General features: G+C 54.4%; 14 protein-coding genes and 1 tRNA gene. 8 read left to right on the top strand and 7 right to left on the bottom strand.

Going from position 1 to position 20,289, the window contains the following annotated elements; genetic code table 11:
• Positions 1-68: 68 nt before the first annotated feature.
• Positions 69-752, top strand: coding sequence for a zinc metallopeptidase (locus ACZ5CE_RS06390; RefSeq protein ID WP_464577042.1), 684 nt, complete (start codon positions 69-71; stop codon positions 750-752).
• A 16-nt stretch (positions 753-768) separates the two neighbouring features.
• Here the strand turns inward: ACZ5CE_RS06390 and ACZ5CE_RS06385 are convergent, their stop codons facing one another.
• The 3 genes from ACZ5CE_RS06385 to ACZ5CE_RS06375 all read right to left on the bottom strand — a co-directional run bounded on the left by ACZ5CE_RS06385 (position 769) and on the right by ACZ5CE_RS06375 (position 6,244).
• Complete coding sequence (locus tag ACZ5CE_RS06385) at positions 769-4,404, bottom strand: ATP-binding protein (RefSeq protein ID WP_464577040.1); 3,636 nt, start codon at positions 4,402-4,404, stop codon at positions 769-771.
• Positions 4,401-5,693, bottom strand: a complete 1,293-nt coding sequence (locus ACZ5CE_RS06380; protein WP_464577038.1) for a metallophosphoesterase family protein — start codon at positions 5,691-5,693, stop codon at positions 4,401-4,403. Before ACZ5CE_RS06380 ends, ACZ5CE_RS06385 begins: the two co-directional genes overlap by 4 nt.
• 80 nt (positions 5,694-5,773) lie before the next feature.
• Positions 5,774-6,244, bottom strand: coding sequence for an SRPBCC family protein (locus tag ACZ5CE_RS06375; protein WP_464577036.1), 471 nt, complete (start codon positions 6,242-6,244; stop codon positions 5,774-5,776).
• A gap of 239 nt (positions 6,245-6,483) precedes the next feature.
• Here ACZ5CE_RS06375 and ACZ5CE_RS06370 point away from each other — a divergent pair, with 239 nt between their 5' ends.
• Complete coding sequence (locus tag ACZ5CE_RS06370) at positions 6,484-7,131, top strand: MarC family protein (RefSeq protein ID WP_464577034.1); 648 nt, start codon at positions 6,484-6,486, stop codon at positions 7,129-7,131.
• Between the two features lie 146 nt (positions 7,132-7,277).
• Here ACZ5CE_RS06370 and ACZ5CE_RS06365 read toward each other — a convergent pair whose 3' ends face one another.
• Positions 7,278-7,730: a surface-adhesin E family protein gene (locus tag ACZ5CE_RS06365; RefSeq protein WP_464577032.1), complete on the bottom strand. Its 453-nt coding sequence runs from the start codon at positions 7,728-7,730 to the stop codon at positions 7,278-7,280.
• Positions 7,731-7,835: 105 nt separating this feature from the next.
• Entirely contained in the window at positions 7,836-8,171 is a 336-nt protein-coding gene (locus tag ACZ5CE_RS06360; RefSeq protein WP_464577030.1) for a hypothetical protein, read from the bottom strand.
• 388 nt (positions 8,172-8,559) lie between these two features.
• On the opposite strand from ACZ5CE_RS06360, the gene ACZ5CE_RS06355 reads away from it, so the two are divergent.
• The 5 genes from ACZ5CE_RS06355 (at position 8,560) to ACZ5CE_RS06335 (ending at position 16,617) form a co-directional block, all read left to right on the top strand.
• A complete protein-coding gene (locus tag ACZ5CE_RS06355) occupies positions 8,560-10,188 on the top strand; it encodes a DUF4011 domain-containing protein (protein ID WP_464577028.1) in 1,629 nt (542 codons plus the stop codon).
• A gap of 31 nt (positions 10,189-10,219) precedes the next feature.
• Positions 10,220-11,448 (top strand): IS3 family transposase gene (locus ACZ5CE_RS06350; RefSeq protein ID WP_464574421.1). Its coding sequence is split into 2 segments (ribosomal slippage): positions 10,220-10,496 and positions 10,496-11,448, totalling 1,230 coding nucleotides; the frame shifts between segments, so codons are not numbered across the junction.
• 64 nt (positions 11,449-11,512) lie between these two features.
• A complete protein-coding gene (locus ACZ5CE_RS06345) occupies positions 11,513-15,037 on the top strand; it encodes an AAA domain-containing protein (RefSeq protein ID WP_464577027.1) in 3,525 nt (1,174 codons plus the stop codon).
• Between the two features lie 77 nt (positions 15,038-15,114).
• A complete protein-coding gene (locus ACZ5CE_RS06340) occupies positions 15,115-16,098 on the top strand; it encodes an IS5 family transposase (RefSeq protein WP_464574943.1) in 984 nt (327 codons plus the stop codon).
• A gap of 99 nt (positions 16,099-16,197) precedes the next feature.
• Positions 16,198-16,617 (top strand): hypothetical protein, encoded by a 420-nt coding sequence (locus tag ACZ5CE_RS06335; protein ID WP_464577025.1) that lies wholly within the window; start codon positions 16,198-16,200, stop codon positions 16,615-16,617.
• A 160-nt stretch (positions 16,618-16,777) separates the two neighbouring features.
• Here ACZ5CE_RS06335 and ACZ5CE_RS06330 read toward each other — a convergent pair.
• Both ACZ5CE_RS06330 and ACZ5CE_RS06325 read right to left on the bottom strand, forming a co-directional pair.
• Positions 16,778-16,866 (bottom strand) — tRNA-Leu (locus ACZ5CE_RS06330).
• A 440-nt stretch (positions 16,867-17,306) separates the two neighbouring features.
• Positions 17,307-17,897: a CHRD domain-containing protein gene (locus ACZ5CE_RS06325; protein ID WP_464577024.1), complete on the bottom strand. Its 591-nt coding sequence runs from the start codon at positions 17,895-17,897 to the stop codon at positions 17,307-17,309.
• Positions 17,898-18,376: 479 nt separating this feature from the next.
• Here ACZ5CE_RS06325 and ACZ5CE_RS06320 point away from each other — a divergent pair, with 479 nt between their 5' ends.
• Positions 18,377-20,287: a Tar ligand binding domain-containing protein gene (locus ACZ5CE_RS06320; protein WP_464577022.1), complete on the top strand. Its 1,911-nt coding sequence runs from the start codon at positions 18,377-18,379 to the stop codon at positions 20,285-20,287.
• Positions 20,288-20,289: the final 2 nt, after the last annotated feature.

Below are 20,289 nucleotides of genomic sequence, written 5' to 3'. Positions count from 1 at the left end.
CTCTCATATGAGACCGATCAGCCTCATTCAGGCTGGCTGATCGAAGTCATTTTTCCGGTATTCCCTGAATGCTTTATCTGATATTGGCCTGTTTCATCGCTCTCCTGATTATCGGCCCGTCTTACTGGATCAGGCATACCATGGAGAAATATAGCGAACCCGCAGACCGCTACGCATTCACAGGAGCGCAACTCGCCCGCGACCTTCTCGACCAGGCGAATTTGCAACACGTCGGTGTGGAGCTTGCCGAATCGGGCGACCATTATGATCCCCTGGAAAAAAAGGTTCGCCTTACCCCGGATAAATTCAACGGCCGCTCGCTGACCGCCATAACGGTGGCGGCGCACGAAGTCGGCCATGCGATCCAGCACCGGGATAACTATGTACCCCTTGCCTTGCGCACTCAGTTAGTGCAATGGCTTGCTCCTGCCGAAAAGCTGGGGGCGAGCATCCTGATGCTGGCCCCGGTAATCATGGCGTTATCACGCTCTCCCGCCGTAGGATTGCTATTTCTTGCGGGCGGAATCCTGACTCTGGCGAGCGCGGCGCTGGTGCATGCCGCAACCTTGCCAATGGAATTGAACGCGAGCTTTGCCCGGGCGTTGCCCATTCTGGAGCAAAAACGTTGCCTGATCGACGGAGACCTGCCTCATGCCCGGCGCCTGCTTACTGCCGCGGCCTGGACTTACGTTGCGGCTTCCCTTATGACACTTCTCAATATGGCGCGCTGGTGGGCAATCCTGCGACGGTAATGAGTCGGGAAGATGCTTACAGTAATTTTACGGTGCCGGAAGCGCGCTGGCCGCCGGAAAACGGTTCCCCCAGATCGTGCCGGCGCCATGTACCCAGAGGCAATGCCGAGGCAGCAAGCTCGCAAAGATGTTCATGGTGCGTAAAGAACAGAACCTGGGTTTGCCGGGACAGGCCGGCCAGCACCGCCAGGGTAGCTGATGCGCGCGCATCGTCGAACTGGACAAGCAAGTCGTCGATGACCAGCGGAATCACCTCCCGCTGCTTCAGGTGCTCTTCGATTGCGGCGATGCGTAGCGACAGGAAAAGCTGATCCCGTGTCCCCTGGCTCATGCCGGCAACATCGACGCGGGTAGCGCCGGGCCGTTGGCCAAGCAGAACCTGTGCATTGTCCTCGTAATCGGTTATCAGGCCGCTGAAGCTTCCCAGCGTGATGTTCGCGAAAATTTCCCCTGCGCGCCGGAGCACGGGCCGCTGGTGCCGCTCGCGGTAGGCCTGCACGACGCGCGACACGATCACTTCTGCGAGCCGCGTACGGGCATAAATGCGCGCATGTCCGGCAATGCAGGCAATCAATTCTTCCGCCTCCTGCTGTGCCTGTGCAGCTGCATCGTTGCCGTCCATGGTGTCGAATTCCCGGTTCGCTTCGAGTAAATGGGCGTGGGCGGTTTCTGCTTCCGGCTCGCTATCCCTGACGATGGCTTCGATCTCGCTCAGCCGCGCCGCTGTGGCTGATATGTCATGGCCTTCGACTTCAGCCAGGACTTTCGCGAGTGGCCTGGCCGCGCTGCGAACCAGTTGCTCGCCAATCTCGTCTATCCTGGCGGAAAGTAGCTGTTTGCGCGCGGCGTTCGCCTCGATCGACGGCAACTCGTCCTGCGATTGCGCGCCGGCGCGGCTGATCAGTTCCGCCAGGCGCTCGCGCTGCGTTTCGGCTGCAAGCCGGGCCTGCTGAAGGCGGACCGTTTCGTGCTCGATGAGCCCATCAGTCTGCTTGCGCAGTTGATCCGCTTCCCGTGCGGCGGCTAGTTCTTCATAGAGTTTCGCCACTAGATGATCCGCATCCCCGGAAGCATCTCGCACCTCCATTTCAGATATCCCGGGCGCCTCCTGTATTTTCTCCGCTTCGTCAACTTTTCTCGCGAGGGCAGTGAATTCAGCCTCGAAATCGAAGCACCTTGTGTGTTCTACTTCGCTTTGCCGAGTAAGGTCATCGAGCGCGACAAGCGCGAGATTGAGCGCATGGAATTCGTCACGGCGTACATCCGCTTCTGCCGGCAATGCCCCGGCAGGCAGGCGCAATGCGGTGACTGTTTCATCCCACTGGCTCTGCCAGAGCTTCGTCTTCTCACTTGCTCGTGCCTGCTGGGAAGCGATGTCAGCCTGCTCAAGCGCCAGGTGGGCGATTTGTGCGACGAGCGCGGCTCGCGCCGTGGTTGCCTGTTGCGCAGCATCGACTGCCGCCTTGGCACGGGCGAGTGCGACAGCCAGCGATTCGCCATCGGCCAGATCGGGAAGCCCGCAAGCCGTCAGTGCCACGTTCAGGCCGGCGCGCGTCGCCGCCAGCAAGCCGGCGATCTCCTGTCGCGTCTGCTTCAATGCGCCCAATTTCGTATAGCGCTCGACCCAGTTGGCGTGTTTCTGGCACCATTCAACTGCTGCGGCCGGCGTGAGCTCCACCGGGCCTAAAGACTTGGCGATAGCGCCCCAACGGCTGTCAAGTTGGTCACGTTCCGCACTTAGCACATCGCGACGAGCAGACAGCATGGCACGTGTCTTGTGCATGTCGGCGATACGCTGGCGGGTGGTTTCGTAGTTGGCCGAGCGTTCAGCGTGGGCGTGCAGGATGTCGGCCAGGCGGTCGGCTTCGCGCACAGCGCCTTCGTAGGCAGCAGGCAGAGATAATCCGGGAGAAAAGGCGGCTGGCAGTCCGTCAGGAACGTCAGGAATTTCTGTCCGCTCGATGTATTCGTGGCGAACACGCTTCCAGCCGTCGTCGCGATGCGCGCGCGCTGCCTGCACCTGCGCATGGGTGGCGATTTCGCCGGCGGCTGCCAGGCCGCGCAGCTCGCGCTCCCGCTCGTCGATATCCCGCGCCAGCTCATCATCCCTGCTCTGAAGCGCACGCAAATCCTCGTCCACGCGCCGATAGCCGGCATCGAATTCCTTGATAGTGGTCGAGAAAGGAACGCGCAAGGCTGCGAGTTCATCGAGCGTTCCGTTCCAGAGGACGGCGGCGTCACGGACGATGGCGGCCTCCAGGGCGGCAATTTCCCGGTCCAGCCCGGATTGCTGAGCTGTGATGTCGCCCTGGGAGGCAGCTTTTTCACGGGCAATTGCCAGGATATCGAGGGGTGCGGGCGCCGGGTGGGCGGCCAGGTCGCTGCGCAGCCTGCTGAGCGCATCCGCAACCTTGCGAGCGCGTTCTTCCAGTTGTTCATTGCGCGCCTGCAAGGTGGCGTATTGATTTCCCAGCGCCTGCACGCGAGCGGTCAGCGCAGGCGTTGGAATGAGCGTGCGAGCCTGCTCGATTGTGATACCCTGCGCCAGTTCCGGCGCGATCGCACCTACATGGCTGGCTATGCTTCTGCGGGCGATATCGATATCCTTCCTGATGCGCGGCAAACGTTCTATCGCGCCACGCCAGTCTTTGGCGGCGTGATGCAGGCGCTCGATGCCGGCGGCATTGACGATCAACGCTTCGCGCACCGTCAGCGACGATCGCTTCTGTTGCAGCCGTTCCAGTCCCGCCATTGCCTGGCGTTGATCTTCGACGGCGTTGCGCAGCCGCTCCTCCGCCTCGATCCGATGCTGCGCCGCCTCGGGCGAAAGCAGGGGAACGTGCCCGAGCGTAGTTAGTTCCGCCTCCTTCGCCGCGCGCTCAGCCGCCAATGGCAGGTTGACGGCGATACGGGATAATCGACGCTGTTCACTCCTCAATACTGTTAGTTCGTCACGTATCGCAGCATATTTAACCTCCGCCTGGCGCCTGTTGCGGTCGGCTTGCTCCCAGGCATGAGTGCTGACTTTGGCGTCGCGCACCCGCTTGCGTTTTTCTTCAAATTCCTTGATGGCGATATTGATCACACTGGTAGTGGCACGCGGCCGGAAAAGGTGCGACGCTTCGCTATCCAGGCGGCCCAGCAGTTGCTGCAGGCTGGTCATCCCGGCGGCGGCTTCGAACAGGCTCTGGCCGATTTCCCCCTTGCCCGCCAGCAGGGCTTCGCTGCCCCGGGCCAGCCCTTCCATATCCAGGCCGAACAGGGAACGGTAGAGTCCTTCATCCAGCCCGCCGAGCAGTCGGGAAAGCGTGTCTTCCGGCAGCGGTCGATCGGTCAGCTCCACGCCGGTTGTTTCATCCAGTGCAAACAGCGTCTGCTTGCGCCCCTTGCGCCGCATGACGGACAGCTGTGTTCCCTGCCCGGTGATCAGGGTCGCACCAACGCGCAATTGAGGGTTCGGGTGCAGAAAACTGTCTGCCGTACGGTCGTCGATGCCGAATAGCAAGCCCGTCAGCGCTCGCAAGGTGGTTGATTTACCGGCCTCGTTCGGGCCGTAGATGATGTGGAAATTCGCACCATCCCCGTTGCCGAAATCGAGGCGCTGGCCCGAGAATGCGCCATAGGCCTTGAGATAGAGCTGCGCGATCTTCACGAGGCCATCCCGCCGCCACTATCGCTATCATAGCCACCCTGGCCGGACAGGCGTGCAATCACCTCCGCTTCGACCTCGCCCAGAAGCGCTGCGAGTGCTTCGGGCGCATCCAGGAGCAGGGCATGCGGCCCTTCCCTGAATTCCAGCGGCAGTTTTTGCTGCAGGTCCCGGATTGCCTCTTCCACCACGCTGCCCCGCGCCGCATCATCGGCTGCCAGGCCCCGCAGTTCGCGCACCAGCAGGCCCAGTGGATCGTCCCGCTCGGCGAGGCGGTCGAGATCCAGCTCGGGGCGTGTGGTGAGCTCGATTTTCTCGATCCAGACTTGAGCGTTGGATGCCTCGATTGCCGCGCCGCGCAGTTGTTGTTCCACTGTCTCAGGCCGGGTTGCGAGCAGGCGGTGCAGCGGCCCGCTCCCGGCAATCCGCACCCGCATTGCCAGCGCCCGGCCATCCGCCCGGGCAAGCCGGGCGCGAATGCCCACCGTAGCGGCATCCAGCAGGGCCTCGAGGTCGGGCAGCGCGGAGATGTCAAGCAAAAGGGTTTCCCAGCGCATAACATCCAGCGCAATGATTTGCTGCTCCCGCACCGTGCCATTTTCGACTGCTATAAGGGAACAGCCCTTGGCGCCGGATTCGCGGATATGCCTTCCCTGCGTATTGCCTGGATAAACCACCCAGGGCTCGCGTGAGACGATTTCCGCGGCATGGACGTGACCCAGTGCCCAATAATCGTAACCCTTGCCCTGGAGGACTGACAGGGTCGTAGGCGCGTAATTGTCATGTCCGGGGCGGCCGTTCAGGGACGTATGCAGCAGGCCGACGTTGAAACAGTCCGGAATGGGAGCTGGATAAGCGGATGCAAGATCATCCAGCACGGCAGGCGTGAAAAAACTCTGTCCATGCACGGCGACCCCGATCTGGTCGAGAACGACTGTTTCGGGCTTTGCGTCAGCCAGTAAATATACGTTGCGCGGCAGGCGCAGGGACTTGGTCAGCTTGCTTGCCGCGTCATGATTGCCGCGCACGACGATGACCGGAATGCCTTCTTCCGCAAGTTGCGCGACCCCTTTTACGAAGAAAAGCCCCGTATTGTGGTCGGGCCAGTCGCCATCGTAAAGGTCGCCGCCAATGACGACGAGATCGACGCGCTCGCGCAGAGCAACGGCGATCAGGTTTTCGAAGGCCCGGCGGCTGGCTCCGCGAACCTCGTCGACCGGTGCGCCCTCGTACCGGCTGAGTCCGAGCAGCGGACTGTCGAGGTGCAGGTCCGAGGCGTGGAGGAAGCGCACTGGCAGACTACCCGCTCAAACCTTGTTCATGCAAGGATTCCCGCAAAAGCTTGACCGCGCCATACTGGAAAATCGGGAATTTATTCAGGGTTTCCTCCATGCTTCGCTATTTGGTTCGAGCGTCTGGCGCCAAAGCCTGTGGCAAGGTCCATGAGGAGAGACCGGTACACTTCATTCATGTAGCCGACCATATCCGCATTTTTCGACTCCCATGTCGCGGACCATTCCACGAACGTCGCGCTATCGGCTGTCACCGGCAGCAGATGCAGGTCGCCCACATAGTCTTGAATCTCGCTGGAGGAAACCGGCGAGGGCCCTTCATCCATGGAATACATCATTCGCCTGCCGATCGAGCTATAGGCGATCAGCGTGTCCAGGAATACCCCGTTCAACAACCGCCTTGCACCTATCGAGTACCCGTCGCCCGGCCCTATTTTTTCGCATGAAGTAACCAGGGATGGCGCCCATGAAAAATCATGAAAATCGCACACCCTTGACCATACCGCTTCCACCCGGGCGGGGACGATAATGGAATTGTATACTTTTGGCATGGTATTCCCTCTATATTCTGATGTTTGATGCGCTGGTGCGTTCGAAGTTCTTCTATCGCTTTCCACCGCGAAAGCGCGATATCGAGGTATCATTCAGGCGAGCTATAAACCTGTGAACGAGCTTGCCACGTCCGTGCCAGCTTGCTCATATCAAACGTCGAACCCAGCTTGAAAAGAATCGACCGCCCATCCCTCATCCGCGTGGGCGGTACACCATATTTCACCCATACCGCTAGATAATGCTTTCAATCCTGGCCCTGACGATCAAGAAAACCATCACGCTGTTCGTGCTGATGGGACCTGTTTCCATGATCCCGGTTTTTCTCGCGGCTACGGAAGGTTTTGATGCACGAAGCAAAGGCCGCTTTGCCAAGACGGTGGGGTTGAGCGTCACGGTGGCATTGCTGGTAGCGACGTTCCTGGGGATGCCTATTTTAGGATTGCTTGGCGTATCGCTGGGGGCGATGCAGGTGGGCGGGGGAGTGATTGTCCTGCTGCTGGCGATTGCAATGGTTCTTGGACAGGAAACAACCTTCAAGGGATCCCCCGGCATTGCCAATGAGGATGGAATTCGGGAAGCGGCAATCGTTCCTCTCGCTGTGCCATTGCTGGCCGGTCCGGCGGCCTTCAGCTACGTCATGGGAAACAGCGCCTGGCATGCCACCGCCGATTTGATTCACGTGGTGATGCCTATCCTTCTCGCAGGCATAGGGTGCTGGTTAACTTTTTATATGGCTTCCCGCGCGGAGAAGAAGATTCGGCAATCCACGCTGGACGTAGTACAGCGCATCGGAGGATTTATCCTTGCGGCTATAGCCGTGGAAATGATGGCCGCGGGATTGCGTAAACTGTTTCCGATGCTTGGTCATGTAATATCCAATTCGTAATCCATATACCTGGTTCAGAAAATCACACCCGGAGGATTGTTTATTGATAGTCTCGCAACAACATCCCAGAATGCCATTCACCACTCGGCAATTAGCCAGTTGTCATTTCCCGGCGGGTTGCTCCATCCCCATTCCACCTGGGCCTTTCATTTCTTGGGGCATACAAGCCTCATTAATTCTTCCGTCATGCTATTTTGAGCTATGTCTGTGTATTCAATCTCTTTTTCTGCATAAGAATACGAGAAAATACGAACTCCATTTTTACTATAGGCATACATAGCCGTCCTGGCAAACTTATGTTCATTGCAATTTATATTTCCCCTCGTTTCGGTATAGGCGTAGTCCTTGAAAGCAGAGTCCATTGCAATCGATTTTTGTAAAACATCATCTGTTACCGCAAATTTTTCCCATACGGAAACAACACCATTTCCCAACTCCCTTATTCTGCCCTTATCGTAATAAGCAGGTCCGGTGGTGCCAAGCGCAAACTGTACCCATTCCGCACTTGAGTTTGTGGAAAAGATTGCTATCAAGATCGCTGCCAAATATCTCATTCTGGCATCTCTATCGTGCCATGGGAAATCCTGCCAGGCACCCACCTGAATGGCGTTTCCATCTTCTCTCCTTTTTGTCGGTCATGTAATCGTCGGTCATGCCCTATTGTACGGCTTCCCCCAAAAGAGAAAAACCCCCGAGGGCTTCGGCTACCAGCCATGCGCGCGAAAGGAACCGTCAGGTTCCGGATGGTGAGAAACTAAAACCAGGTAACCAAGAGAGTCGAACCGGCATTGGCGATTAAGCCCGAGGGATTTTAAGTCTCTTATTTTCAATAATATACAATAGGCCGGCAGAATATACAGCAATACAATCAAAAAGATATAATTTTCTTCTTGTTGTGGCTTATCGTACTTTTTTGTAATTATCTTGCCCTCGACCAATGTGCGTTTCTCGATATTTGCCATTCCTACCCTCTGTAAAAACAACGCGAAAGGGATACGGTAAACGGCAACAAATAGCAACAAGGTCCATAGTTTTTTCATATGCCTACATTCCAATCCTGTTCTTGTGGGGCACTAGCGGGGCATATTTGAAAAAAATTTTTCCCTGTTTCAGAAAGATGGACAGCCACCAGTTTTTAGGCCGTCTTTTTGCATATCATGGACTGGTCTACGGCTTTCCTATTCTCAATATCTTTGTTGATTTCCGTTGTACTTTGGGACAGTAGCTAATCCCGCTGAATTCTGTAAAATTTCGCGCGAAGCTAAGAGGTGCAACCCTATAAAATGGAGATAAGGCAATCCCATTCAATTGAAAAAAGAGCGTTATTTGAGAAGGGAGAATAAATTGGCATCAATATTTAAAAGGTGGATGAACGGATAATTGATCGGAATCAAAAGGCGTCACCAGTACATTCCAGGAGTCTAGAACATGCAAAATCAACAAGAAAAAGCCGTTGACTGCGAGGTGAGCAGTCCTGAGTTCCAAAATCTCGAGGAAAAGCAAACTAAATTTTTCTTCAATTCTCTAGCTTCCATCAGAAGACGGCTTCTGGACCTTTCGGGTAGAAATAATCTTCTCAACTACAAACATCCAAGATCCAGCTGCATTAGGCTCATTGATGAGCTTCCAGATCAGATTTACACGATCCTGAATACCCCGGGCGCGAAATTTACTTTCATTCCTGTTCCTGAGCCAACGGAACGGGAACTTACGGACGCGGGACTCATAAAGCTAAATGCTGATACAAGGAAGAAAATTATTTCCGAGTATCCGAGCGCAGAGCAATGGGCAAAACATATTGGGCTGTCCACATCTTACGATCTTCCCGGCGTTAGTACGTCCGAAACGCAAGCGAGGCACATCGATAAGAATTTGCAAAGCTTGCTGTACCCTCCTGAACTCGAGGTGAGACTCAGGTCGATCAGGGCTACCGCTGAGACATCAATCGAGGAGAGTGGGGCAAACATTTTGTACCTCACGCTGGGCTTCCTCGAATGGTATGAATCTAGGGATTCAGATGCCGCAAGACTTGCTCCTCTCTTCACACTTCCCGTGCAACTGGAACGATCAGATCTTGACAGGAAATCAGGAGCATATCGTTATACATTGCAGTTGAAGGATGACAACCTTATCAGCAACGTTACGCTGCGGGAGAAGTTGGCCAATGACTTCGATCTAATACTTCCTTCGATTGACGACACAACAACTCCAGAGATTTATTTCGATCAAATTCACAATACGATTCTCCAGCATCAGCCTCGTTGGAAATTACGGAGGCAGGCTACCCTTGCCCTGCTCAACTTCACGAAGCAGGCAATGTATGAGGATCTGGATCCGAAGAACTGGCCGGCTCATGCGAACATCGAGAAGCATCCGCTTATCGAAAAGTTCTTTGCTTCAGCGGGTGAGGAGCGCGATGCCAGTCTGGCATTCACCTATGAACCAGAATACGAAATCGACACCCTTGAGGACTTGCACGCCCAATACCCTCTTATCTACGATGCAGATAGTTCCCAGCACAGTGCTATCGTAGACGTGGTGAACGGGGATAGTCTCGTCATCGAAGGCCCTCCGGGTTCCGGCAAGTCGCAGACCATTACGAACCTGATCGCCGCAAGCATCTCGAATGGCGAAAAAGTGCTTTTCCTCGCAGAGAAAATGGCGGCATTGAACGTGGTGAAGAGTCGACTCGACAAGGCCAGTCTTGGAGACTTCTGTCTCGAACTGCACAGCCACAAGACGAACAAGCAGAAGATTCTGAGCGAGCTCAACGTCCGCCTATCTAAGCAGGAGCAGTATGCCTCGCCGTGGGAAATCGATGCAGACGTCGAACGGTATGAGGATCTTAAACGCAAACTGAACGTTTACGCTACGAAGATCAACAGCATTTGGCAGAAGACCGGATTGACCATCCATGCGATTTTGCAAAGGGCAACCAGACTTAGGGAACAGTATGCGATCAATCCCGATCCTCTCAGGATTGATGGACTCTCGGGAGAGACCCTGACCGCGGTAAGGCAGAATATAGTGGACCCCAGATACTGGACAGTGATTTAAGATGGTAGCCTGCTATAAAAAGGAGTAGGCAGTGAGTGAGAAGAAACGCAAGAATTTCAGTGGTGAGTTCAAGGCCAAGGTGGCGCTTGAAGCGATCCGGGGAGTCAAGACGGTAAACGAGATTGCCCGGGAGTTTGGGGTGCATCCGACCCAGGTGGGGTTGTGGAAGAAGGAGTTGCAGGGGCAGGCATCCGGGATATTCGACATTAGGCGCGGCCCCAAGCCGGTTGACCCATCCGCCAGCCCGGAGCGACTCTACTCTGAGATCGGGCGGCTGAAGATGGAACTGGACTGGCTTAAAAAAAAGTCCGGGATCAGTCTATAGGAGAGCGCAAGCGCTGGGTCAGTCCCAATGATCAGTTGGCACTGACCCGGCAATGCGAGCTGGCGGGGGTCGCTCGTTCCGCCACCTATGCACCGCACCGGGCTGTTGAACCGGACGAACAGGAATTGATCCTGTTGGTGCAGATCGATGCCGAATACACAAGGCATCCTTTTTACGGTAGCCGCAAGATGACGGTGTACTTGCGCGGCATGGGGCATCGCATCAACCGCAAGCGAGTGCAGCGGCTCATGGGCAAGCTGGGACTGGCGGGCATGGCGCCGGGGCCGAATACCAGTCGCGCCACCCAGCAGCACAAGGTCTATCCGTACCTGCTGCGCGGGGTAGAGGTGACACGGCCCAACCAGGTGTGGAGCAGCGATATTACTTATCTTCGCCTGGCGCGGGGATTTGTGTACCTGGTAGTGGTGATCGACTGGTACAGCCGCAAAGTTCTGACGTGGCGCGTGTCGAACACGTTGGATAGCGGGTTCTGTGTAGACTGCCTGGAGCAGGCATTGCAGACCTGTGGCCCCCCCGAGATATTCAATACCGATCAGGGCTGCCAGTTTACCTCAGAGGCATTCATCAGAGTGCTCAAGGCGCATGGTATTGCCATCAGCATGGACGGACGCGGACGGGCATTGGATAACATCTTCGTGGAACGGCTCTGGCGCAGCGTCAAGCACGAGGACGTGTATTTGAAAGGGTATGCCACCGTGCCTGAACTGCTGCTGGGATTGACAGAATACTTTGTGTTTTACAACACGGAAAGATCACACCAGTCGCTGGACTATCGCACGCCCAACGAGGTCTACCAGACAGCAAGGGGCGGCGGGGCAAGAATTGTGGATAAATTCAGTGAGCGAGAAACATCTCACTCAGAAACCGAATCGGAGCAGCGCCGTTCCGCTGCATGTGATCAGCTACCCTCTTAAACTCAACCTGATATTGTCTTGACTGAGGGGTCCACTTTAGAATGAGCTGGGAGACTACGCCTTTATGCTGGGAAGCATTTACAGGCAGATTGCTGACCAGGCTGATGAAGGCAGAATCGAGAACCATTTCTGGTACGGAGTGGGCAACCCGGACCTGTCCTCCTATGAGCAGGAAGAGCTGCTTGCAGCCCTCAAAGAATGGACTGCAAGCCTGCAGGATCTTCAAGCCGTGTGGCAGGGATGTCTGAACGAGTTCAGGCTGCAAACTCCTGAAATTGTCTGCATATCCGAGATCAATCAATTCTCCGCTATCGGTCGGAGCCTGCCTGAGCTTATAGGTGGGGAATCATTTGACCGACTGGACGAGCTACATCAACGCCATGATGAAATACGAGAGTGGCTTAACACCTATGCGAACATCCAAGCCGACGTTGCAAGATTAAGTACGGAAATTCATGCAGAGGCCATTTATGACAAGAGCACTGCAGAGGCATTGTCCAGTGTCGCCCAAATCTTGAGAAGTCTTGGCTTTCCCGAAGGAGGCAAAATTGCGGATCTCGCCGAGGATTTTGGCACCGTGACCAAGGCAAGCCAGCTTGCCAGAGACGTGGACGAGATTCTCAAGAGCATCCGTCCGAATGTTCCCATAAAGATCGGCAGACTTTTTCTGACGACCCGCACCGGACTCGCAGAGTTGATTGTTTTTATATCGCTACTCGAAAGACTTCCCCCGGACCTTTATAAATACCGGGATGAGGTCTTCGAGAATCCCGAATTGGATGGCTTACTGTCCCATCTCAGGGATCGCTTGAAGGTCGCAGTGCCCGTGTACGCAAGACTCAAGGATAGAGTTGCCTTGGACAGACTTCCCAGCGCGGGGGTGTTGAAGAACCAACTTGCGATTCTGGAAGACGGAGGATTGTTTCGGTGGTTCTCTTCCTCATGGCGAGCATGTAGAAAGGCAGTTGTCGCGCTTTCAACGAATCCGAAACCGAATGGTAAGGAAGTCATCGCACTCCTGCCCGACATAATTCTCTTTGCAGAGGAGCGGGAGAGTATAGAAAAAGTCGTCCTCGACAACCCTGTGCTGGGAAACCAGTATCAGGGCATGGAAACGCCCGTAGACCGAATCTCGACTCTGAGAGATTGGTACAAGGCGGTCAGATTTGAGTACGGTATCGGCTTTGGTGAGCGCGTGGAAATCGGAAATCAAATTGTCAGATTGGACAGACAGATCTGCCTCTCTCTGATTGATGAGGGCAACAAGGGATTGACGGAGAAGGTTCGCGCACTTCAAGAACTGCTCGTGAAGGTTTCCCAAGACTTTCCAAACCATCCCATCAACAAGAATCGCGAAGACGATCTCATCATTGCCGACGGTCCATTGGCTAGACTGCTGTCCGAATTGTCGAAGCTCATTGAGAGGCTGTCGAAGATAGCCAAAACCAATGACCTGACGCTGGCGGAGTTGAAGAGTTTCGAGAACCGCATTAAAGAAATTCAGTCGGACTCCGAGGGGTGGAATGGCAGCGATTTCAGGAATCTCGTCAGACCGTTCAATAGGCATCTAACGCTCGCAAAGGGTGGTTATTCCGAGATCGACCTGCGTTCTGCCAGAAACCTTCTGACTATCGCTAGGCTTGTAATGGAAAACGAGCATCTGGCGGCTGCAATTCGTCAACAACCGACGGAAATGATTTACGAGCAGTTGAGGAAATCAGCTGCCAGCTTAGAATCCGATCTGAACAGACATGATGCTTGCAGGAAGGTGTTTGGAGATAAAGGTTTAGTCAATTTCGGCCTATGGCTTGCTCCATGTAAAGACACGATCAGTTCCCTGTGTGAAAGGAACAATAGGGCTTCTGACAGCCGCGATTGGCTTAGTACGTGGCTCGATTACGTCCGCCTAAAGAACAGGCTGTATGGCGAAGGGTTCAAAAACTTCATCCATGTAATAGAGAGCTCAGGAATGAGTTGCCAGAACCTGCAGGACATCGTTTCCCTCGTCTACTGCCATCAGTTGACCAAAGAAGTCTTTCAGAAGCATCCCGAACTCGCCAATTTTACAGGTCTGGAACAGACTGCCATCCAACAGCGCTTCAGGGAATATGACAGCAAACTTCTGAAACTTCAGAGATTGAAGATTGCTCATCGCGCGTCTCAGAATAAGCCGCCATTGGGCGTCGCATCAGGCAAGGTTTCTGATTTTTCGGAAGTCTCATTGATCAAACATGAGGTAACGAAGAAGGCCAAGCACATTCCCGTCAGAAGCCTGATGAAACGTGCAGGTAAGTCAATATTGGCGCTGAAGCCGTGCTTCATGATGAGTCCCATGTCCGTTGCGCAGTATCTTGAACCGGGACGTTTCCACTTCGACCTTATTGTTATGGACGAGGCTTCACAGATCAGACCTGAAGACGCCTTGGGAGCGATTGCGAGAGGTGCGAAGCTGGTCGTGGTCGGCGACCCTAAACAGCTACCTCCAACAAACTTTTTCAACAAGATGATTGATGACGGCACGGGAGAGGAAATCGTCAGTCTCCAGGATTCTGAAAGTATACTGGAATCCGTGACGCCGATATTCAAGACTCGCCGTCTGAGGTGGCACTACCGTTCGAAACACGAATCACTGATTGCGTTCTCGAACAAGTATTTCTACGACGAAAACCTCGTGATATTTCCTTCGCCGTTCAAATCATCTCCAGAGTTTGGCGTGAAGCTCGTCCACGTCGGTCATGGACGCTTCGCGTCGGGACGCAACGTCGAAGAGGCAAGAGAACTGGTAAAATCGGTCGGAATGCACCTGAAATCCAAGTCCCATGAGTCAATAGGTCTCGTGGCGATGAATGCGGAACAGCGGGACGAAATCGAAAGGCAGTTGGACCAGTTGGCTAAGGATGATCCTGCCCTGCTTCGTGCTATCGAAGAAAACAGGGCATCGGAAGAGCCGCTATTTATCAAAAATCTGGAAAATGTGCAGGGGGACGAACGTGATGTCATCTACATTTCCCTGACATACGGTCCTGAATCCGTAGGTGGCAGAACCATGCAGAGATTCGGGCCCATCAATTCGGGCGTTGGCTGGAGGCGACTCAACGTTCTATTCACCCGTTCGAAGAAGCGAATGCACGTCTTTTCTTCAATGACATCGGGAGATGTTCTCGAAGGAACAGGAAGCAGTCGAGGAGTCCGCGCCTTGAAAGCGTTCCTCGAATATACGGAGAGGGGTCATCTTCACAATTCCGCTCCTACCCTTAAGCCGGCAGATAGCGACTTCGAGATCGCCGTTATAAAAGCCTTAGAGAGTTATGGTTACGAATGTGAACCGCAGTTAGGCGTCGCGGGATTCTTCCTGGACATCGCTGTAAAAGATCCGGGTAAGCCAGGTAGATTTCTGGTTGGCATTGAGTGCGATGGTGCAACCTATCATTCAGCGAAGTCTGCCAGAGACAGAGATCGTCTCCGTCAAGAGATCCTCGAAAACCTTGGTTGGAAGATCTATCGCATCTGGTCAACCGACTGGTTCAAAAACCCACAGGCACAGCTACGCCCGATTCTGAATGAGCTAGAAAAGCTAAGGAAACGCTGATTTAATGCATTTTGACGAACGGAGGCAGTGGATGACATGCGAGAATTGGTGCATTGAAAACAGATAGGCACTTGGCGATGCAAGGGAGTTTTTCTGACCTGGAATACGCGGCGAAGAAGAAGGTGACGCGACGCGACCGATTTCTCGGCCAGATCAATGCTGTGACACCGTGGTTGGCACTGGTGGCCGAGATTGAGCCATTCTACCCCAAGGGCACAGGCCGTGGTCGTCCACCGATTGGCGTGGAACGCATGCTGCGCATGTACATCGCCCAGCAATGCTTTGGTCTTTCGGATGAAGGCATTGAAGATGCCATTTACGACAGTCAGGCTCTCCGGTCCTTTGTCGGGATTGACCTGTTGCGTGAGTCGGCACCGGATGCCACCACCCTGCTCAAGTTCCGTCGCCTGCTTGAAGACAACAAGCTGACCGAGCGCATCTTTGCCGCCATCAATACCTTGCTGGCCGTGAAGGGGTTGATTCTCAAGGAGGGCACCGTCGTCGATGCGACGATCATCGCAGCCCCGTCCTCGACCAAAAACCAGAGTGGCGGGCGTGATCCAGAGATGCACCAAGCCAGGAAAGGCAACCAGTGGCACTTTGGCATGAAGGCCCACATTGGCGTCGATGTCGAGTCTGGCATTACCCATACGCTGGTTACCACGCCAGCCAATACCCATGACGTTACCCAAGCCCATGCGCTGTTGCATGGGAATGAGAAGGTTGTCTTTGGCGACGCTGGCTATCAGGGTGTCGAGAAACGGGAAGAGAACCTGAATACCGAAGTTCAATGGGAAGTAGCGATGCGCCCCGGCAAGCGCAAGACGTTGCCGGATACTCCAATTGGCCGCCTGAAGGAGCAGATCGAGCAGATCAAGGCGAGTGTGCGGGCCAAGGTCGAGCATCCCTTCCACATCGTCAAGAACCTCTTCGGCATGAAGAAGGTGCGCTATCGCGGACTGGCCAAAAACACGGCACAGCTTTATACCCTCTTCGGATTGGCGAATCTGCTGATCGCCAAGCGGCGACGGTTTGCACTCGACGCCCAAGGTGCGTCCTGAAATAGGCGAAACGATGAAATTCGCGGGAAAACAGGGCAAATGCCGCCCAAAAACAGGAGCAGAGCAGGCATTTCTTGCCCGCGTCGATGTAAATGATGAATGAGTGCCGCCTGCTCGTGCCATCTTCGATCAAATGATGATTTGTTCAGCGCTTCCCTAAGGACACCAACTTCCGAAACGGAAATAATAAGCGAGATCAGTGCCGAAATCGAGCTGTTGGAGCAGGCGGACGAGAACATCCAGATTGAGATTTGGGAGGGCGAACAGACAGCTGACATGAGCCTGCAGGAGCGCTTGCATTCGTTCGACATGCTTCATATCAAACCGATCTTTCCGGATACGCCAGAAGAACAACGTCTTCTCAGGCAGGAAATGATAGATGCCTTGCTTGAGCACTTGCCCTGCTCTAAGGCGGAATTCTTGGAGCTGATTCCTGCGTTCTTAAGGGCGGGAACTTCGTCGAATGAAGCAAAGCTGTTTCTTGAACCCGTGCTCCAGCTCGTCAGTGACTTCGCTTAGAGCCTGTTAGAATAGGCCTATTGATTGATCGGATCCATGAAGCTAATACCTTATTGTAGTAATGCGAGGAAAATCCTTATCCGTAGTGTCCCGTTAGTGCCCCACAAGCAAAAAATGAGAACAATAGTCGAGCGGGAGATATTCTAATATATTGAAATGATGGTGCCCGGAGCCGGGATCGAACCGGCATGGGCGATTAAGCCCGAGGGATTTTAAGTCCCTTGTGTCTACCTATTTCACCATCCGGGCAAAGGGATTTGCATGAATGAGCCTCTTTCGGAGCACCGGGTCTGGCCGCATTGGCTGCCAGGAAAAGAAGAAAGACCCTCCGCAAGCGCCAGGATTTTAGCATATGGGGTTAGAGAGGCGTATTGGCTTTCGAGCCGCAGCTCTGCAAGACGCGGCGTAGCCCGCAATCATCTCTGCGAGATCTCATGGACGCATCGATGCATGGCATAACCATCCCGCCCAGTTACCTGAGATAAGTAATACAAACAATCTGAAGGGATTGCCGATTGGCGAAGTGGCGAGTGCGCTCAGCTGCGCGTAACCGAACCGGACAATCCCAGCCTGTCGTTCATACAACATGCAGGCCTGGACTGAATGCTCAGGGCTCTCGCGCAGAAAAAGGGGCGCGAAATCATGCAAGGGGCCGTCGCCAGCCCCTTTTTGCCGGTATATTCTCCGGCTCAGATCCGGCGGCGTCGAGCTATTGCGCCAATCAGGCCCAGCCCTGCGAGCAGCATCGCATAGGTTTCAGGTTCCGGTATGGGCGCTGCGTGCAGAAAGCCGCGTATTTCGCCCATCGGGAAATCGGTGGAATGAATATTGGCATAAGCGGTGCCGCCATTGAGGCCGGCCACCAGAGCCTGAAAGGCCCCGTTTATTCCGCCATTGGATGTGATGAATGCGCTGTTGTAGCTCGAGGCCTGCGTCATGTCGAATGTGTGATCGTAGGTACCGCTCATCACGCCGGATGGAAAATCCGTGAAGGTTGGTGTCACGGTAGCTACCCCGGCGGTACCGCTACCGGGCATGCCTGTGCAGCAGTGGATATGGGAAGCGGTAACGCCAGCCGCAAGATTGCTGAAGCTTTCCTGGACCCGCATGGTCAACTGATCGGAATCGATCGTGACGATTGCCGTGCCGGTTCCGGTGGAGCTATTTGGCGAAGACTCGCTCGAACCATCGAGCGTAGCTGTATACACCGACTGCCCGGCCGTTGCCGTTGAGACCACGCCCGCGAATAAACCTGCAGCAAGTAAGGCATTGAGCTTCATGTTGAGCTATCCTTTCAAGATGACATCGATTCGATCGGTCACTTCCTCCAGTTCCCGGCAGCCTGGGACGAAAACCGGAAAAAATGCAACCCAAGGAAATAAACGGCTTTCCATGTTTTTTGATTTTTTAGCAGTGCTTGTATTCTGTCAATAGTCCATTATGTTTATCCTTGAACACATTCTCGCGCAAGAGGCTGGTTTTCTTGCCTGATACGCACGCGGAACAAACAGGATTCATGCATGATTCACTGCGGGCGAACCAAGGGTTTTTACCTTTTTATTGCGTGAAGGAACCTCCCCTGCTCCAGTTACAGGCGTAACGAAAACGCCTGACAACGGGAGAAGCAGCTTTGCAAAAGCTTTAAAAAGACCATTAAGGCAATATTAAAGAGGTTATTATTTCCTGAATGCTCGCGAATCCCGGGCGCCATGGCAGTCCGCCGCATTGCATCCGGGAATCGCTCACGAGGATAGGTGCTTTGAAGAATTCAGGCTTTATATTCAAGAAGCTGACCATCAAGTCGCGTCTCATTCTTACGCTTTCACTACTGGTGGCATTTCTGCTGGGGGTGCAGATGCTCGGCTTGGTTGGCATGAGCAGGGCTATCGATGGCATAAAAACGGTTTATCACGATCGCGCCGTCCCCCTGACGCAGATGTCGGATATCGAAACGCGCCTGCTGCAGAACAAGTTGGCCATCACATCCGCGCTGGTCGTGCCGGACCCAGCAACCATTGCCGCCAAAACGTCACAGGTGGAGGAAAACAACAAGGTAATCGAACATATCTGGAATGAATACCTCGTCACTTATTTGACGGAAAAAGAAAAAGGCCTGGCAGCAGAACTTACCTATACCCGCGCGCAATTTCTGGGCGAGGGTCTCCAGCCGGCAATTGCGGCGTTGCGCGCAAATGAGATCGAGGAGGCGCACCGTCTTGTCATTGAAAAGATCCGCCCCCTGTATATACCCCTGAACAAAAGCCTCAAAGCGCTTGTTTCACTGCAACTGGACGAGATCGAGCAGGAATATAACGAAACCGTGAGTAGTTATAAAAGCATACGCAATATCCTGATCGCATCCATAGTGGTCGCTCTATTACTGGCAGTGCTGATCGGCATCATGCTGAGCGATGCGATTTTCCGGCCCTTGGAAAGAGTCGTCGAAATCGCCCGCAGCGTGGCGGCAGGCAACCTCACGCAGGAAATCGTCCCCCATTCGAGGGATGAGATCGGTCACCTCATGCAGGCGCTCAAGGAAATGCGGGACAGCCTGGTCGATACCATCTGCAAGGTGCGCGATAGCGAGGCACACACCAGCGCCTTATTGCGAACCATGATCGATGGTGTTGTTTCCATCGACGAGCAACGCGTGATCAAGACCTTCAATCCCGCGGCGGAGCAGATATTCGGCTACCAGGGGCACGAGATTATCGGGCAAAATGCAAACTTGCTCTTCCCCTTGCGCGTCGCAGGCGAGAGTATGCAATACGATTATTTTGAAACTGATTACGTGCAATGGCGAACCAAGGCATCCGGCGTGACGCATGAAACAACTGGGAGACGCAAGGATGGCACGGTATTTCCCATGGATCTGGCAGCGGTCGAAATGCAGGATGGAGAGCATCACACGTACGTAGGCATCATGCGCGATATCAGCGAGCGCAAGCAGGCTGAAGAGCAGAAAACCCGCCTGATGAGCGAACTGGAAAGTGCCAATGAGGAGCTCAAGAGCTTTGCCTACGTGGTTTCCCACGACCTCAAGGCGCCGCTGCGCGCGATCGGCGCCTTAGCGGACTGGCTTTCTCACGATTATTCGGAAAAATTTGATAACGAGGGTAAGGAGCATATGCGTCTGCTGATCAGCAGGGTCCACCGCATGGGCAACCTGATCGATGGCATTCTCCAATACTCACGCGTAGGCCGGGTGAGAGAAGCCCTGGTCGCGGTAGACCTCAATCAGGCAGTTCGGGATGTGGTCGACTTGATTTCTCCGCCGTCCAACGTCACTATTGCTGTGGAGAACTCCCTGCCCACCCTCGTTACTGAACGGACAAGAATAGAGCAGGTATTTCAGAATCTGTTTTCCAATGCCATCAAATACTCGGATAAGCCAAAATGCGAAATCTGCGTGGGCTGCAGCGCGGAGGGCGAATACTGGAAGTTCAGCGTAACCGATAACGGCCCCGGTATCGAGACGCGGCACTTCGACCGGATCTTCCATCTTTTTCAGACCCTGGCCCCGCGCGACCGCATAGAAAGCACTGGCGTGGGTTTGACACTGGTAAAAAAAATCGTCGAAATATATGGGGGATCCATCTGGATCGAATCCACCGTGGGACAGGGCGCGACATTCTTTTTTACTCTGCCCCGGGTTGCACCGAATCATTAACT

The sequence above is a fragment of the Nitrosospira sp. TNL200 genome (assembly GCF_055386305.1).
The sequence above is the reverse complement of the archived record's forward strand: the minus strand, read 5'-3'. Positions and strand labels throughout refer to the sequence as shown.

Coding starts and splice junctions, on each gene's coding strand:
- ACZ5CE_RS06390 (WP_464577042.1), top strand. CDS start 69: ATGCTTTATCTGATATTGGCCTGTTTCATCGCTCTCCTGATTATCGGC.
- ACZ5CE_RS06375 (WP_464577036.1), bottom strand. CDS start 6,244: ATGCCAAAAGTATACAATTCCATTATCGTCCCCGCCCGGGTGGAAGCG.
- ACZ5CE_RS06370 (WP_464577034.1), top strand. CDS start 6,484: ATGCTTTCAATCCTGGCCCTGACGATCAAGAAAACCATCACGCTGTTC.
- ACZ5CE_RS06360 (WP_464577030.1), bottom strand. CDS start 8,171: ATGAAAAAACTATGGACCTTGTTGCTATTTGTTGCCGTTTACCGTATC.
- ACZ5CE_RS06355 (WP_464577028.1), top strand. CDS start 8,560: ATGCAAAATCAACAAGAAAAAGCCGTTGACTGCGAGGTGAGCAGTCCT.
- ACZ5CE_RS06345 (WP_464577027.1), top strand. CDS start 11,513: ATGCTGGGAAGCATTTACAGGCAGATTGCTGACCAGGCTGATGAAGGC.
- ACZ5CE_RS06340 (WP_464574943.1), top strand. CDS start 15,115: ATGCAAGGGAGTTTTTCTGACCTGGAATACGCGGCGAAGAAGAAGGTG.
- ACZ5CE_RS06335 (WP_464577025.1), top strand. CDS start 16,198: ATGAGTGCCGCCTGCTCGTGCCATCTTCGATCAAATGATGATTTGTTC.
- ACZ5CE_RS06325 (WP_464577024.1), bottom strand. CDS start 17,897: ATGAAGCTCAATGCCTTACTTGCTGCAGGTTTATTCGCGGGCGTGGTC.